Annotated in this window: 13 protein-coding genes; 4 read left to right on the forward strand and 9 right to left on the reverse strand. The window is 63.4% G+C overall.

Features of this window, described 5'->3' with window-relative positions; translation table 11 throughout:
- Nucleotides 1-198: 198 nt before the first annotated feature.
- A complete protein-coding gene (locus tag AAGT95_RS19815) occupies nucleotides 199-1,923 on the reverse strand; it encodes a DEAD/DEAH box helicase (protein WP_110598379.1) in 1,725 nt (574 codons plus the stop codon).
- A gap of 473 nt (nucleotides 1,924-2,396) precedes the next feature.
- On the opposite strand from AAGT95_RS19815, the gene AAGT95_RS19820 reads away from it, so the two are divergent.
- On the forward strand, nucleotides 2,397-2,864 hold the full coding sequence (locus tag AAGT95_RS19820) for a YaiI/YqxD family protein (protein ID WP_342594886.1): 468 nt from the start codon (nucleotides 2,397-2,399) through the stop codon (nucleotides 2,862-2,864).
- A 49-nt stretch (nucleotides 2,865-2,913) separates the two neighbouring features.
- On the opposite strand, the gene AAGT95_RS19825 is transcribed toward AAGT95_RS19820, so the two are convergent.
- Together AAGT95_RS19825 and AAGT95_RS19830 are read right to left on the reverse strand one after the other, a co-directional pair.
- Nucleotides 2,914-3,918, reverse strand: coding sequence for a glutathione S-transferase family protein (locus AAGT95_RS19825; RefSeq protein ID WP_342594887.1), 1,005 nt, complete (start codon nucleotides 3,916-3,918; stop codon nucleotides 2,914-2,916).
- 98 nt (nucleotides 3,919-4,016) lie between these two features.
- The gene (locus AAGT95_RS19830; protein ID WP_342594888.1) at nucleotides 4,017-4,943 is read right to left on the reverse strand and encodes a LysR family transcriptional regulator; all 927 of its coding nucleotides are present in this window, start codon (nucleotides 4,941-4,943) and stop codon (nucleotides 4,017-4,019) included.
- A gap of 456 nt (nucleotides 4,944-5,399) precedes the next feature.
- Here AAGT95_RS19830 and AAGT95_RS19835 point away from each other — a divergent pair, with 456 nt between their 5' ends.
- Complete coding sequence (locus AAGT95_RS19835) at nucleotides 5,400-7,073, forward strand: peptidoglycan DD-metalloendopeptidase family protein (protein WP_342594889.1); 1,674 nt, start codon at nucleotides 5,400-5,402, stop codon at nucleotides 7,071-7,073.
- Between the two features lie 324 nt (nucleotides 7,074-7,397).
- Nucleotides 7,398-8,813: a PhoH family protein gene (locus AAGT95_RS19840; protein ID WP_342594890.1), complete on the forward strand. Its 1,416-nt coding sequence runs from the start codon at nucleotides 7,398-7,400 to the stop codon at nucleotides 8,811-8,813.
- A gap of 81 nt (nucleotides 8,814-8,894) precedes the next feature.
- Here AAGT95_RS19840 and AAGT95_RS19845 read toward each other — a convergent pair whose 3' ends face one another.
- From AAGT95_RS19845 to AAGT95_RS19855, 3 genes are all read right to left on the reverse strand, one after another.
- The gene (locus AAGT95_RS19845) at nucleotides 8,895-9,137 is read right to left on the reverse strand and encodes a hypothetical protein (protein ID WP_110598385.1); all 243 of its coding nucleotides are present in this window, start codon (nucleotides 9,135-9,137) and stop codon (nucleotides 8,895-8,897) included.
- 103 nt (nucleotides 9,138-9,240) lie between these two features.
- Nucleotides 9,241-9,870: a DUF938 domain-containing protein gene (locus AAGT95_RS19850; RefSeq protein WP_342594891.1), complete on the reverse strand. Its 630-nt coding sequence runs from the start codon at nucleotides 9,868-9,870 to the stop codon at nucleotides 9,241-9,243.
- Nucleotides 9,871-9,882: 12 nt separating this feature from the next.
- Entirely contained in the window at nucleotides 9,883-10,548 is a 666-nt protein-coding gene (locus tag AAGT95_RS19855) for an alpha/beta hydrolase (RefSeq protein ID WP_342594892.1), read from the reverse strand.
- Between the two features lie 187 nt (nucleotides 10,549-10,735).
- On the opposite strand from AAGT95_RS19855, the gene AAGT95_RS19860 reads away from it, so the two are divergent.
- Entirely contained in the window at nucleotides 10,736-12,415 is a 1,680-nt protein-coding gene (locus AAGT95_RS19860; protein ID WP_342594893.1) for an alkaline phosphatase, read from the forward strand.
- Here AAGT95_RS19860 and AAGT95_RS19865 read toward each other — a convergent pair.
- The 3 genes from AAGT95_RS19865 to purU form a co-directional block, all read right to left on the reverse strand.
- Nucleotides 12,372-13,373: a TerC family protein gene (locus AAGT95_RS19865; protein ID WP_342594894.1), complete on the reverse strand. Its 1,002-nt coding sequence runs from the start codon at nucleotides 13,371-13,373 to the stop codon at nucleotides 12,372-12,374. The two genes, AAGT95_RS19860 and AAGT95_RS19865, sit on opposite strands and share 44 nt — an antisense overlap.
- 243 nt (nucleotides 13,374-13,616) lie before the next feature.
- A complete protein-coding gene (locus AAGT95_RS19870; protein ID WP_342594895.1) occupies nucleotides 13,617-13,934 on the reverse strand; it encodes a hypothetical protein in 318 nt (105 codons plus the stop codon).
- Between the two features lie 115 nt (nucleotides 13,935-14,049).
- Nucleotides 14,050-14,916: a formyltetrahydrofolate deformylase gene (gene purU / locus AAGT95_RS19875; RefSeq protein WP_342594896.1), complete on the reverse strand. Its 867-nt coding sequence runs from the start codon at nucleotides 14,914-14,916 to the stop codon at nucleotides 14,050-14,052.
- Between the last annotated feature and the right edge of the window lie 22 nt (nucleotides 14,917-14,938).

Raw genomic sequence — 14,938 nt, forward strand, 5'->3', positions numbered from 1 at the left:
GAACGAGTATTGCATACAAAGACCGTCACCGACTGTCAGACCTAGGTCCTGCCTCGAATCTGGGGGACAGCATCGGCTTTCGGCCCCCTGGGAGACCGCGTTTTGATGGCGGCACCAACGAAAACGCCGCCCACGAAGTGGGCGGCGTTTCGACGCCAGCGGAGCAATGGGCTCGGCTGGCGGTACAGCGTCTACCGATCAGGCGCGCGAGCGGCGAACCGGTGCCTCGCCATCGGTGCGGCGACGCGGTGCACGCTCGGGCGCACCCTGGTCTTCCGAGATTTCCAGCGAACGTCCACCGACCCGGGCGCGTGACATCTTGGCCAGAATCGAGGAAGGCAGTCCGCTCGGCAGCTCGACCACGGAGAAGGCGTTGCGAATATCGATGCGGCCGATGCGACCACCCTCGATGCCCCCTTCGTTGGCGAGTGCGCCGACCAGCTGTCCCGGCTTGACGCCATCCTTGTGACCGACGGAGACCCGGTAGCGAGTCATGCCTTCGCGCGGCGCGCTGTCGCGACGGCGCGGGGCACCGCGCTCACCACGGCTACCGCCATCGCGGCCACCGTCGCGACCGCTGTCACGGCGCGAAGGTGAACTGGTGATGCGGCCGATCGGCGCTTCGCCGGCACGCGCCAGCGTTGCCAGTGCCGCCGCCAGATCGATCGGATCGTGACCCTCTTCGACCAGCTTCTCGATCAGCGCACGCTGATGATCGCTACCGGCCTCGAGCATCTCGCGCAGACGCGCACTGAACTGCGTGTCGCGATGAGCGCGGATGGCGGCCTCGTCGGGCAGCGGCATCTCGGTCATGGCCTGACCGGTCGCCTGCTCGACCCAGCGCACCTTGCGGGTCTCGCGACCGCCGGCGAAGGTGATGGCGACACCGTTGCGGCCTGCACGGCCGGTACGGCCGATACGGTGAATGTAGGCCTCGGAATCCTGCGGCAGATCGTAGTTGATCACATGAGTGATCCGCGGAACGTCCAGACCACGCGCCGCCACGTCGGTGGCCACCAGCACATCGACCTTGCCCCGCTTGAGACGCGTCACGGTACGCTCACGCAGGCTCTGGTCGAGATCGCCGGAGAGACCGGCAGCGTTGACGCCGCGGGCAGTCAGCTGCTCCACCAGCGTGGTACAGGCGGCACGGGTGCGCACGAACACGATGGCGGCATCGACCGTCTCGACTTCGAAGATACGCGCCAGAGCTTCCAGCTTGCTGGGGCCTTCGACCCGCACCACGCGCTGTTCGATGTTCTCGCCGGTGCTGACCTTGGATTCGATCGCGACCTTGACCGGATCGACCAGGTAGCGGTTGACGATACGCTCGATCTCGCTCGGCAGCGTGGCCGAGAAGAAGACGCGCTGGGCGTTCTTGGGCGTATCGGCGACCACGCGCTTGACGTCGTCGATGAAGCCCATGCGCAGCATCTCGTCGGCTTCGTCGAGCACCAGCGCCGACAGGCCGTCCAACTTGAGGCTGCCACGGTCGAGGTGATCGATGATCCGCCCCGGTGTCCCCACGACGACCTGGGCGCCACGCTTCAACGCCGACAGCTGCTCGCGGTAATCCTGGCCACCGCAAAGCGTCGCGATTTCCAGGCCTTTCAGATTCTGGCCGTACTTGGAGAAGGATACGGCAACTTGCTGCGCCAGCTCGCGGGTCGGCGCCAGCACCAGGACTTGCGGTTCACGCCGGCCGAGATCGAGACGGCTCAGTAAAGGCAGCGCGAACGCCGCGGTCTTGCCGGTGCCGGTCTGCGCCTGGCCCAGCATGTCGCGACCTTCCAGCAGCGCAGGGATAGTCTGCGACTGGATCGGCGACGGGATTTCATAGCCCAACGTTTCGAGGGCGGTCAGTACTTCCGGCAACAGAGCCAGATCGCCAAAGCTAGGCGAAGCAGTAACAGTCGAGGTCATTTCACACCTTGGAGTGGCCGGTGGGCACCGGCGAAAATGTCATGGCATTGGTGGCGTGATCACCACTGAATGCCGGTCGCACCAGGCATTGCGCTTCTCGCCAGCGGATTCGAAAGCGATAGCGTATGTGGCGACCTTGATGCGCCCGGTTGCGTAATACATCAACCGATTGAGGCGCTCCATCGTTGCATCCGGACGCGAAAAACGGCGTGGCCGTGCGTCATGTACGAGATACGTCCGGTGCTGGGCATCGACTCACGGGTCGATGGCGTCGATTACAGACATATCGGCAGGATGGTGGGGTCAACACATGCGAGGAGGCGCTACTATACCATCGGCGTAGACGTTTCACCACCGGAACGTAAAAATCCTACCGAAAACCCCGATGGATAGACGTGGCCTCGGGTGAAGCCTGGCGGCAAAAACCGTAGACTGCGCGCCACTTCTTCCCCATCCAGCCGAGCGTCATCGCCATGCCGACACCCAAGCCCACTCTCTGGATCGACGCCGACGCCTGCCCGCGCGTTGCCCGTGACATCATCATTCGCGCCGCCGAACGCACCCAGACCCGAACCTGGATGGTGGCCAATCATGCGTTGCCGTTGCCGCCTTCGCCTTGGGTCAAGTCGCGCACCGTGGCGCATGGCTTCGATGCCGCGGACAACGAGATCGTCGATGCCGTCACCAAGGGCGACCTCGTCGTTACCAGCGACCTTCCTCTGGCACAGGAGGTCATCGAGCGGGGGGCGATGGTCATGACCACTCGCGGCGAGGACCTGACGCTCGACAACATCAAGTCGCGCGTACAGATGCGCGACTTCATGGAGACGCTGCGCGCCAGCGGGGAACACACCCAGGGGCCCAACGCCTATACCGATGGCGATCGCCGGACGTTCGCCAACGCGCTGGACCGCTGGCTGCAACGCCACGCTCGAGTCTAGCGGGTTCGCCACCTTCAACGGGGCGAACCCGGACCCGGCAGCGCCCCCTTCATTCGCCGCCGCGGACTCCGCGCCCCGTCAGCCGGTCGCGATCATGCGGCGCATCCAGCGCCAGTGAAGGTCCCACGGGCACGATGCGGGTCGGGTTGATCGTCGGATGGCTGTAATAGTAGTGGCGCTTGATATGGTCGAAGTCGACCGTGTCACGAATGCCCGGCCACTGGTAGAGCTCACGCAGGTAGTTCGACAGATTCGGAAAGTCCGCGATGCGCTGCCGGTTGCACTTGAAGTGGCCATGATAGACCGCATCGAAGCGAACCAGCGTGGTGAATAGCCGGATGTCGGCTTCCGTCAGCCACTCGCCCGCCAGGTAGCGCTGCCCGGCGAGACGCGACTCCAATCGATCGAGGCAGTCGAACAACGCCGCGAAGTGCTTTTCGTAGACGCCCTGCTCGGTGGCAAAGCCAGCCTTGTAGACACCGTTGTTGACGTGGTCGTAGACATCGGCATTGACGGCATCGATGACATCGCGCAGATCGTCGGGATAGAAATCCAGGCGATTGCCGGTCAGGCCGTCGAACGCCGTATTCAGCATCCGCACGATCTCCGCGGACTCGTTGTTGACGATCCGCCGCTCTTGCCGATCCCACAACGCCGGAACCGTCACCCGCCCCGTGTAGTTCGAGTCGGTCAGGGTATAGAGCTGATGATGGTAATCGACATGATTGACGCTATCGCCACTGGACCCTTCATCGACTCGATAGGACCAACCCTGATCCAGCATCAGAGGACTGGTGTGGGAGACACCGACCAGCGCCTCCAATCCCTTGAGCTTGCGCATGATCAGGGCGCGATGTGCCCACGGACACGCCAGCGACACGTAGAGGTGGTAACGCCCGGCCTCCGCCGCCAGCCCCCGCTGGCCATCCGGGCCGGGTGCGCCGGTCGGCGTGATCCAATCGCGCAGCTTGGCGGACTCGCGAACGAACTCCCCGCCATGGCTTTCGGTGTCGTACCAGCGATCCTGCCATTTTCCGTCGACCAGCAATCCCATGACGCTCTCCTGTTGATTCGGTGTCCCACGACGTGCCAAGAGCAGCATAGATCCCGGCCGTTGAAGATCCAGCGCAATAACTCGGCCCAGTCATTCGTCTACATCGATGAATGGGGTACCGAAGGCAACGACTCGCGGGGACAGGTGGCCGCCACGCTCGCCATCAGCTCGTCGGCCAGGGCGCGCGTGGCCGGACCGGCGCCATCGATATCCCGGTAGATCATCTGGAGCGATACCCGCCTCACGCCGCCCGCCCGCAGCGGCAGCGCCTTCAGCCGGCCCTGCTGCAACGCCCTATGGATGCGTGGCTCGGGCACCCAGGCAAACCCCAGCCCGCGCTCCAGCATGTCGATGGTGGTGGACAGATGGCTCAGCGTCCATCGCTGCTCGGCCTTCAACCAACCGGCATCCAGTCGATGGCGGACGGCGGAGTCCCGCGTCACCAGTTGCCGATATCGCTCCAGATCCCGCAGATCCAGCTCGCGCTGCAATCGGTGCAGCGGATGCTCCGGATGGGCGACTGCGATGAAAGCCACGTCGACGACCGGCTGCCCCAGGAAACCCTGAGCGTCGATTGCCGAGATGGCGAGATCCGCCCGCCCCTCGTACAACATCTCTACAGCGCCGTTGAGAACGGTTTCGTGCAGTTGGACGCGAACGTGGGGAAAAGCCTCCGAGAATCGGGTCAACGCCTCCGCAAGGGGATCCGCCGGGAATATCTGATCCACGGCCAGGGAAATTTCCGCCTCCAGCCCGCCTGCGAGACGCTCGGCGACGTCTTCCAGCGAGGCAGCATTCTCGATCAATTGTCGCGCCCGTCTCAGTAGTAGCCGGCCGGCTTCGGTGAGAACGACCTGGCGACCCTTTGGCTCGAACAGCACCACACCCAACTGCTCCTCGATCTTGTGAATCGCGTGATTGAGCGTCGAGGGGCTTCGATGAACGACATCGGCCGCCTTGGCAAATCCACCGTGATCGGCTACCGCCGCCAGCATCTGCCACTGTAGCAACGTCACTTTCGGCATGACTCCTCCCCCGTTGGCCCACACATCCCGTGTCAGAGGAATGGTCTCTACAGCTGAGCTCTCTACATTTCCACATTTGCCATTCGCGTGAGAAATCGCCGTCTAGGCTCCGACGTTTTGCGCGCCAATCCATCGCGAAAACTGACGCCGCTGACGCAATCTTATCGGCCAATAAAAGCCGTACAAAAGTTTTACGATAAAATATTTTCCAATAAAACAAGACTTTTAACGGCACCATCTCAGTGCAACAACATGCACCATCACCTTACACAAGCTTACGCCCGACGTCTTGACATGACGTCTGGCGACCTACGTCCTCGTCGCCCACATCCTCCGCGTGACGGGAGCCGGCGTACTGTATTTAAATACAGACTAGGCAATTAATACTACCTTGGGGTATCTTTCCCCGGCCTTTATTTAAATTTGTCATCCTTTTTTACCCGGGCCTTCATCTTCATGTTGCGAATATTCCATTCGCTGCCCCGCACGCACAAAGTATTATTGTTGCCGGTCGCCACCATGGTCACCGTGCTGGGCACGCAAAAGATTATCGGCGTTTTCGGTGACACCGAGGACGCACAAAAGCAGCTCCCCCTGGCGACGACGACCACGATTTCCCAGTCGATCGTCAACTCGGCGGCGCCAAAAGAGGCGGGCTCCGATGCCTTCTCTCTCGGAGATCTGTCGAAAGAGATTCCGCTGGCGCAACTCAAGCCGTTGGAGGTAATGCGCCTCGATCTGGTACCCGAAGCACAGGCCGACGACGCGCCCCAGCAGCCAGCCCAGGCGATCTCTCCGATCATCAAACCGACGGTCGAACCCAGCGTCAAGAAACTGGCGGTGCAACTGCCCGTGGGTGACGCCTACTCGGCGACCGACGAAGACGATGACAGCATTGGAGGCACCTCTTACGAGGACTGGTCCTTCGATAACTCTCTCGATCCCTCCGGCAACACGGAATTGGGCGACGAAATCGCCGCCCGCGAGACCTATACCCCGGAATGGCAGAGCTACACCATCCAGAACGGCGACTCCTTCGCGCTCACCGCCGAGCGGACGCTGGGCCTGGCGTACAGCGACGTCATGCAGATCCTCAACACGGTGCCGGACAAGAAGGTCCTCACCCGCTGGCGGGTCGGGCACAGTTTCGACTACAAGCTCGACGAACATGGCCAATTACTGGCGCTACGGGTCATGAAGGATCCCCGCGAGGGCTATCTGATCCAGCGTGACGACGAGGCGGCCGACTTCGCCTACTCGCCGATCGAGAAGACCGGCGAAGCCGCCCAGCGGATGTTCAGCGGCACGGTCAACGGCTCTTTCGCACTCTCGGCTCAGTCGACGGGGCTATCCAGCGCCGAGGTGTCGGAACTGATCAACGTGCTTTCGAAGAAACTCGACTTTCGTCGCGACGCCCGTGCGGGCGACCAGTTTCGGGTACTGGTCGAGTCCGACATGATCGACGGCCACTCCATGGACTCCAAGGTGCTGGCCGCCGAGTACGAAGGCCAGCGCATGAATCTGACGGTGGTCCGCAACGGCGCTGACGACCACTTCTACACTCCTGACGGCAACAGTCTCGACCCCGCGTTCGACCGTTACCCCTTCCAGGGTCACTACCGCATCAGCTCACCGTTCAACCTGCGCCGTCATCACCCGGTCACGGGGCGCATCAGCCCGCACAAAGGCACCGACTTCGCCATGCGCACGGGTACGCCCATCGACGCCCCGGCGGATGGCATCGTCGAGCGGGTGGTCAATCACCCGATCGCGGGGCGCTATATCGTGATCCGCCATGACAACGGCTACGTGACCCGTTATCTGCACCTCAGCAAGGCGCTGGTCAAGCCCGGCGAACACGTCAAGATGGGTGAAAAGATTGCCCTTTCAGGCAGCACCGGCCGTGTCACCGGCCCTCATCTTCACTACGAAGTACTGGTCAACAACCATCAGGTCGACGCCATGCGCGTGAAACTGCCGGAGTCACAGAGCCTCCGAGGCGATGCCCTGGCCGCCTTCAAGCGCGAATCGGAAAACCTGCTGGCGAAGCTGGATCAGAGCGGCGACAACGAACCGGCGATCGCCCAGGTCTCCGTCAAGAAGAACGACGACGGCGACGACAACATCTAGTCGACGTCATTGCCGTCCAAAGCCCCGCCAAGGCGGGGCTTTTTTGTTGCCGCCATTCCGCAACGATCGCCGGACCGAGATGGCCGGCACCACCTCGATGAAAGCCACAGCCGCTTTTTGCACCCGATGCCTCAAATTGGGGGTGGCACTTTTGACCACATCAGGCCATTCTGGTGGTGACTTCATCCGTCAGAGAGGTAAAGCCGACACAGTCTTTACAGCCAACCGAGAGTGGCACTGGCGGAGTGAATCAGGGCGACACCGTTCTGTCACCGCACTCTGTCAGGGTCGAGTAGCCTTGAACTCACAGGAGTGCTTTTGCCGATGGTGCGAATCGACAAGAAAGCGAACAGGCTCTACGTACTGGACACCAATGTCCTGATCCACGACCCAGCAGCCCTTTACCATTTCGAGGAGCACGATGTCGTCATCCCCATGACGGTCCTCGAGGAACTGGACAAACACAAGAACGGCATGCGCGAGATCGCGCGCACGGCAAGACAGATCAGCCGCACCCTCTCCGACCTCACCGCCCACGTCACACCGGAAGAAATTCAGCAAGGCATTCCCATCCCGCGCGTCACCGGTGGTCCCGCCGGCCGCCTGCGCTTCCTGTGCTATCAGGATCTGGCGCCGCTGGAGACGCTGGAAAACTCCCCCGACAACCGCATCCTGGCCGAGACCTGCCGGCTACGCGACGAAAGACCCGATGCCTCCGTCACGCTGGTGACCAAGGACATCAACCTGCGTGTCAAGGCGACCGCGCTGAACGTGCCGGTCGAGGACTACCTCAACGACAAGGCGTTCGATGACCTCGACGCCATGATCGAGGGGGCCAAGGTCTACGCCGATGCCGGCCGCGACGGACGCAGCCTGTGGGAGTCGCTGGACGTCGAGGTCATGGTCGAACGCACCGATGGCCACACCCTCTACCATCTGGAAGGCAGCATTCCCGAGGACTGGCACGTGGGCATGCTGGTATCGGACAGCGACAACGGCGCCGAATTCGAGGCCATCGTCCGCACCCATGGCCCACGCAAGGCCACGCTGCAACTGTTGACCAACTATCGCCATCATGGCGGCGTCTGGGGCGTACATGCCCACGACAGCCGCCAGAACTTCGCCCTCAACCTGCTGATGGATCCGACCATCGACTTTCTCACCCTGGCGGGCAGTGCCGGCACCGGCAAGACCTTCATGACCCTGGCCGCCGCCCTGCAGCAGACGCTGGATGGCAAGCAGTTCGAACGCATCGTCTTTACCCGGGCGCCGATCCCGATGGGAGAAGACATCGGCTTCCTGCCGGGCACCGAGGAAGAGAAGATGTCGCCATGGATGGGCGCCTTCCACGACAACATGGATAACCTGCTGCGCGATGAGCGCGAGGGCTCCTCGAGCTGGAACGATGGCGCGACCCGCCAGTTGATCGGCTCCCGCGTGCAGATCCGCTCGCCTACCTTCATGCGCGGGCGAACGCTCAACGATACCTTCCTGATCATCGACGAGGCCCAGAACTTCACGCCCAAGCAGCTCAAGTCATTGGTGACGCGCGCTGGACGCAATACCAAGATCGTCTGTCTGGGCAACGTGGGCCAGATCGACACGCCCTACCTCACCGCCAACACCTGCGGCATGGCAGCGGTCGTGGAACGCTTCCGCGACTGGCCCCATGCCGGCCATATCACGCTGAGAAGCGTCGAGCGCTCCCGACTCGCCCTGGCGGCAGAGGAGCTGCTGTAGCGCTCCTTCGCCTCTCGTCCCCCCCAACGCAAAACACCCCGGCCATGGTCGGGGTGTCGTCGTCTGGACACGGACGAACTGCTATCGATCGTCGTCAGTGGACGGCTTCTTGTTGTTCATCACGTCCTCGATCAGCTGCTCGGACTCGCTGCGCGGCGTCTCCGCCATGATGCGCTCGGCCTCCTCCCAGGCACAGACTTCCGTGTTGCAGGAGGTGCAGTAGACCAGGTCATCCGCGGATTTGGCCTGGGAGACCTTCATCATGTGGTTGCCGCAATTGGGGCAACCCTTGGGCATACGAAACTCTTCGGAGAAGTCTGACACGGCATCACTCCTTGTCGGCCGTTGAAGGTCTGCATCCAGTGTAGTCGAGTTACGGCGTATTGCGGCGACATCTCCCGCTTTCGGCCCCGGATCGCCGTGGGCGTCAGCGCCGCCAGACGACACAGAGGTTGTTCGCCGGCAATTCGTGAACGGCGTCGCGCTTCAGGCCGCTGTCCCCGGCCAACCGCTCGACCGTGTCGAGATCACGAATCCCCCAGCGTGGGTCACGCGCCCGCAGCTCGTCATCGAACGCCGCATTGCTGGGCGCAGTATGCTCGCCATGGCGCCGAAAAGGGCCATAGACGATCAGCGCGCCGCCCGCGGGAAGCTGGCGCCCGGCTGCGGCGAACAGCGCCTCGCTGGCCGCCCAGGGCGAGATATGCAGCAGGTTGATACAGACCATGGCCGCAAGATCCGGCAACACCGGCCAGTGTCCGGTGACGTCCAGGCGAACCGGCGCCGCCAGGTTATCCAGTGCCTCGCTCTCCCGCCAGGCAGCGATCGAGGCCAGCGCGGTCTCGCTGGAATCCGTCGGCTGCCAGCACAGCGGCGCCAGGTGACGGGCAAAATAGACCGCGTGCTCGCCACTGCCGCTGGCGATCTCCAGCACCCGCCCCGCGCTCGGCAGTGCCGAGCGCAGGACCGCGAGAATCGGCTCGCGATTACGCCGGGCGGCGGGGCTGGAGAGACGCCGGTCGTTTTCCCTCTGGTCCAGGCTATCCATGCTGTTCATGACGCCCCCCCGTCATCGAAATGTGGCGACCAGCCAGTCGGTGATGTCGCGCGCCTGCTCGGGGCATAGGCTGTGCCCCATTTCGTAGGTGCGGTAGTTGACCGGGTAACCTAGCGACTCGACCTTCTCGGCGCCCTCGCGCCCCAGGGATTCGGGGACGACCGGATCGGCCGAGCCGTGGTGCACTTCGATGGGCAGGTGGCGGTTGTCGTCTGCCAGATCGATGCTGTCGGCGGTGGCGAAGTAGGTCGACAGCGCCAGTAACCCGGCCAGCGGTCGGGCGCAGGAAAGCGCCGCCTCGTAGGCCACCGCGCCCCCCTGCGAGAAGCCGGCGATCACGATTCGCCGACTGTCGATCCCGTCGGCGACCTGGTCCTCGACCAGTCCGTGGACCCGCTCGGCGGAAGCCCGCAGTTGCTCCACATCGACCCGGCGGCCGAGATTCATCTCGAGAATGTCGTACCATGCCGACATCGTCATTCCCCCGTTGACCGTCACCGGCAGTTGCGGGGCATGGGGCAGCACGAAACGCACGGCCAGCGACTCCGGCAACGCCAGCGCCGGCACCAGCGGCTCGAAGTCATGACCATCGGCCCCCAACCCGTGAAGCAGAATGACACAGGCATCGGCCTTTTTTCCGTTCGATGGTTCAATGATCAACTCGCGCGCAGCTGCCATGTTGGATCGTCCTCGTCGCCTGGTTGGCCCGGTTAGGGTTCGAAATTCTGACCACTCAGTTTAACGTGCCATCCGAAACCTTGCGCGCTGCGTAGGTTGATGAACGGATTCGCTTCACGCCCACCCGACGAACGCAGGTCAAAGCCATGCCGACCCCGAATCGCCCGACCCGACTCAAGGACGAGCCATGACGTTCTCTCTTCCCCAGGCGCCTCGCTGGCACCTGGTGCTGGCCCTCTCGTTGCTCAACGTCCTGCTGCTGACACCGGAACTCCCTTGGGCGGGGTTTCCACCACGCCACTGGATCGCGCTCGAGGCACCGCTCATCGTCGGTCTGCTCGCCCTGCTGCCCCCCTCGCGCTGGCGGCGCTGGCTATCCGGACTGGTCGTCCTGTTCGCGCTGGCGATCGTCTTCGGTGCCGCCGGCGACGCCCTGACACAGACCATGCAGGGTCGATCGCTGAATCTCTACACCGACATCAAGCTGATCCCCATCCTGATCGAGCTGATCGTCACCAATCTCGGCCTGCCACTGGCCGTCGCAGGCTTGTCGGCCGCCGGCCTCGCCGCGTTCGCCACCGGCCTCTTGCTGGCACGCCTGCTGCGCGGCTTCCACGCCCGCAATACGCCACGCGCGCTGGCGCTGCTGCTGGTCCTGACGAGCGGTATCGGCCTGGCGGTCGTCAATGCCGTATCCATGGGCAACGCTCCGGCCGGGATTACCAGGCTCGGCCACCCCGCCGCCAGCTTCGTCATGTTCGAATGGCAGCGAGCCCAGGAGACACGCCAGGCGATGGCGACGTTCGGGCGCCAGCTGTACGACGACGACCACGCCTATGCGGCGCCCGACGGCCAGGCGCTCCCCGGCTTGGCCAACACCGATGTCATTCTGGGCTTCATCGAGTCCTACGGCGTCGCGGCCATCGAGCGGGAACCGTTCAAGGCCGAGCTTCGCCCACGCCTGGAGACGATAGAGCATCAACTCGGCGCCGCCGGCCTGTCGGTCGTCACCGGGCGCGTCACCGCCGCCACGCTCGGCGGCCAGTCCTGGCTCAATCACGCCACTTTCGCCAGTGGCCTGCCGGTCACCTCTCAACTGCGGTTCGAGCTGATGATCAACAGCCCCCATTCGACCCTGATCGACGATTTCAAGGCGACCGGGCACACCACCATCGCCATCATGCCGGGCATCATCCGGGATTGGCCCGAAGGTGACCTCTACGGCTACGACGAAATCCACACCGCCGAGAGCATGGGCTATCAAGGCCCCTCGATGGGCTGGGCCAGCATGCCGGACCAGTTCACCTGGCAGCGGGTCGAGGATTATGCGCTGTCACGCCACCAAGGGCCGAGCTTTACCGAACTGGCGACGCTATCCAGCCACGCCCCGTGGTCGCCGGTCATCGACGTGATCGAGGATTGGTCGACGGTCGGCGACGGCCGGGTTTTCGATCGCTGGAGAGGCGCGGGCGACGACTACGCCTCGCTGTGGCAGGACACCGAGGCGATGCGCCGGAACTACGCTCCGGCCATCGACTACTCGCTGCAGGCAGCCACCGGCTTCGCCCGGCGCTACCTGGGCGGGAACCTGCCCGGCGGCGATCATGCCCTGATGATGATCCTCGGCGACCACCAGGCCGCACCGGCCATCATCGGCGGCAGCCCCGGCAAGGATGTACCGATGCATGTGATCAGCGACGATCCGGCGCTGCTACGGGGATTCCTCGATAACGGCTTTCGGCCCGGCATGTTCCCGCCCGGGCCGGAAGCCGCGATTCCCATGGCGGGAGTGCGGGATCTACTGCATCGGATCTACGGCGATGTCACTCCTGGTGAGACGTCGCCGACTTCAGATGTCGGCTTTTGACCAGGCTGGCGACGGTGGTGACCACCAGGGTGCCGAGAATGATCGACATGGAGAGCCAGATCGGGATTTCCGGCACCAGATGCAGCGGCTGGCCATCGTTGATGAACGGCAGGCTGTTGGTATGCATCGCCTCGATGATCAGCTTGACCCCGATGAAGGCCAGGATGAACGACAGCCCCAGGCTGAGATAGACCAGTCGGGTCAGCAGGCCGCCGAGCAGGAAGTAGAGCTGGAGCAGACCGAGCAGCGCGAAGGCGTTGGTGGTGAAGACGATATAGGGCTCCTTGGTCAGCCCGTAGATCGCCGGAATCGAGTCCAGTGCGAACAGCACATCGGTCATCCCCAGCGCCACCACCACCATGAACAGCGGGGTCACCAGACGCTTGCCGTTCTTGACCGTCAGCAGGCGATCGCGGTCGAACTCGTCGGTGGCCGGTAGACGCTGCTGGATCCAGCGTACGATGGCATTGGGTTCGTACTCCTCGTTCTCGTCATGACCGCCCGCGCCCTCACGCACCAGCTGAATCGCCGTGTAGAGCAGGAAAAAGCCGAAAAGATAGAAAACCCAGCTGAACTGCGCGATGGCAGCGGCACCGACCGCGATGAAGATACCGCGCAGGATCAGCGCAATCACGATGCCGATCAACAGCGCCTTCTGCTGGTAGGCGCGCGGTACCGCGAACTTGGACATGATGATCAGGAAGACGAACAGGTTATCGACCGACAGACTCTTCTCGGTGATGAAACCCGCAAAATACTCGGCGCCATGCTGCGCGCCCCAGATCCACCATAGACCGCCACCGAAGATTATCGCCAGCGCGATGAAGAAGACCGACCACCAGGCCGCTTCCTTGAAGGTGGGATCGTGAGGCTTACGCACATGGGCGTAGAAATCGAAGATGAAGAGTGCGGCGATGCCGGCGACAGTCGCCAGCCAGACCCAGACGGGTACGTGCATAGAGGAACCTCCGGTAGACGGTGAACGTCACCGAAAGTCTCTCCCGCTGCCTGCGGCTACGTAAGCGGCCGTGGCAACCGATGATTCCGGGGCAATGTGGCCCGTGCTGACGAAATCATCGACCGGCGGCGCCTGACGCGCCGGCGGCGGAATACTCCCCTTCCGTGCTGAGCGCATTGTGTCTGCAAGCAGCGGACGACACAAGCCCGTCGACGTCGATTCCTGTCGAAAATCGCGTCAAGCTCAGGGGGTAGACGAAGTACTGTCGGGCGAACGTTCGTACTGAAGCGTTCCCTTCATCAGCTCCCCCCGTGATGACGCTTTTCCGGGATCGCCGTCGTCCACGTCGTCACCGGATCGCGTCTCTTCGCCACTCATCTCGTACTGCGCGGAGGCGCCCTGGTTCTGCCCCTCCCGGGTGTCGGCTTGCATCTCCGGGTTTCGATGGGCGTCATCGGATGGCGGTGAATCGTCGGATTGCGCCATGGCGACGCCGCTAGAACCAACGCCACCAAGGACACAGAGGATGGCGAGACGACCCGCCAATGAAGATAGCCGCATGACTGACTCCTTGCGTCGAATGATGACACTCCCCGGAGGGAGCGGGGAAGCTTCCCGCTTCCTCGCGCCTATCGGTATAGAAGGTATCGCGCGACACGGCAAACGGGCGGCCGGATCACCCCGTCAATACCACGGTTCTTCCGGCGTGCAGGAAGACGCGCTTCTGCAGGTGATAGCGCACCGCCCGCGCCAGGGTCAGACACTCGATGTCGCGTCCGCGCGCCACCAGATCCTCGGGATAGTGAGCGTGGTCGACCGCCTCGACGCCCTGGGCGATGATCGGGCCCTCGTCGAGATCGTCGTTGATGTAGTGGGCGGTGGCGCCGACCAGCTTCACGCCCTTCTCGTAGGCCTGGTGGTAGGGCTTGGCACCCTTGAAGCCGGGCAGCAGCGAGTGGTGGATGTTGATCGCGCGGCCGGCGAAGTGGTGGCACAGCTCGGGGGATAGCACCTGCATGTAGCGCGCCAGGACCACCAACTCGGCCCCGCTCTCCTCGACCACCCGGCGCACCTCGGCCTCCTGCTCCGCCTTGGTCTCCGGAGTGATCGGCAGATGGTGATAGGGCAGCCCGTGCCACGCCGCCAGCGGCTCCAGATCCGGATGGTTGGAGACGATGGCGCGGACGTCGATCGCCAGTTGCCCGGTGCGATAGCGATAGAGCAGATCGTTGAGGCAGTGGTCGGTCTTGGAGACCATGATCACCACCGGCAGGCGATAGTCCGGCGGAGTCAGCTCGAACTGCATGTCGAAGGCCGACGCCCGCGCGGTGAACTGCTCGCGGAAGCCGTCGCCATCGAAATCGGCCTGCTCCGGCAGAAAGGCCGCGCGGATGAAGAACTGCCCGCCGCGATAGTCGTCGAAGGAGTGCAGCTCGGTGATATAGCAGCCCTGCTCCTTGAGGAAGCGGGTCACCACGTCCACCGTGCCCAGACGACTGGGGCACTGGGCGGACAGAATCCAGCTGTTGTTTTCAGAGTGCATGTTGGCTCCCGCCAGGCCTGGC

Source organism: Salinicola lusitanus (assembly GCF_038648475.1).
Classification (GTDB): Bacteria; Pseudomonadota; Gammaproteobacteria; order Pseudomonadales; family Halomonadaceae; genus Salinicola; species Salinicola lusitanus.

What these genes read in the sequence shown, in the direction of transcription:
- AAGT95_RS19815 (WP_110598379.1), bottom strand. Translation starts at nt 1,923, where the DNA reads ATGACCTCGACTGTTACTGCTTCGCCTAGCTTTGGCGATCTGGCTCTG.
- AAGT95_RS19820 (WP_342594886.1), top strand. Translation starts at nt 2,397, where the DNA reads ATGCCGACACCCAAGCCCACTCTCTGGATCGACGCCGACGCCTGCCCG.
- AAGT95_RS19825 (WP_342594887.1), bottom strand. Translation starts at nt 3,918, where the DNA reads ATGGGATTGCTGGTCGACGGAAAATGGCAGGATCGCTGGTACGACACC.
- AAGT95_RS19830 (WP_342594888.1), bottom strand. Translation starts at nt 4,943, where the DNA reads ATGCCGAAAGTGACGTTGCTACAGTGGCAGATGCTGGCGGCGGTAGCC.
- AAGT95_RS19835 (WP_342594889.1), top strand. Translation starts at nt 5,400, where the DNA reads ATGTTGCGAATATTCCATTCGCTGCCCCGCACGCACAAAGTATTATTG.
- AAGT95_RS19840 (WP_342594890.1), top strand. Translation starts at nt 7,398, where the DNA reads ATGGTGCGAATCGACAAGAAAGCGAACAGGCTCTACGTACTGGACACC.
- AAGT95_RS19850 (WP_342594891.1), bottom strand. Translation starts at nt 9,870, where the DNA reads ATGAACAGCATGGATAGCCTGGACCAGAGGGAAAACGACCGGCGTCTC.
- AAGT95_RS19855 (WP_342594892.1), bottom strand. Translation starts at nt 10,548, where the DNA reads ATGGCAGCTGCGCGCGAGTTGATCATTGAACCATCGAACGGAAAAAAG.
- AAGT95_RS19860 (WP_342594893.1), top strand. Translation starts at nt 10,736, where the DNA reads ATGACGTTCTCTCTTCCCCAGGCGCCTCGCTGGCACCTGGTGCTGGCC.
- AAGT95_RS19865 (WP_342594894.1), bottom strand. Translation starts at nt 13,373, where the DNA reads ATGCACGTACCCGTCTGGGTCTGGCTGGCGACTGTCGCCGGCATCGCC.
- AAGT95_RS19870 (WP_342594895.1), bottom strand. Translation starts at nt 13,934, where the DNA reads ATGCGGCTATCTTCATTGGCGGGTCGTCTCGCCATCCTCTGTGTCCTT.
- purU (WP_342594896.1), bottom strand. Translation starts at nt 14,916, where the DNA reads ATGCACTCTGAAAACAACAGCTGGATTCTGTCCGCCCAGTGCCCCAGT.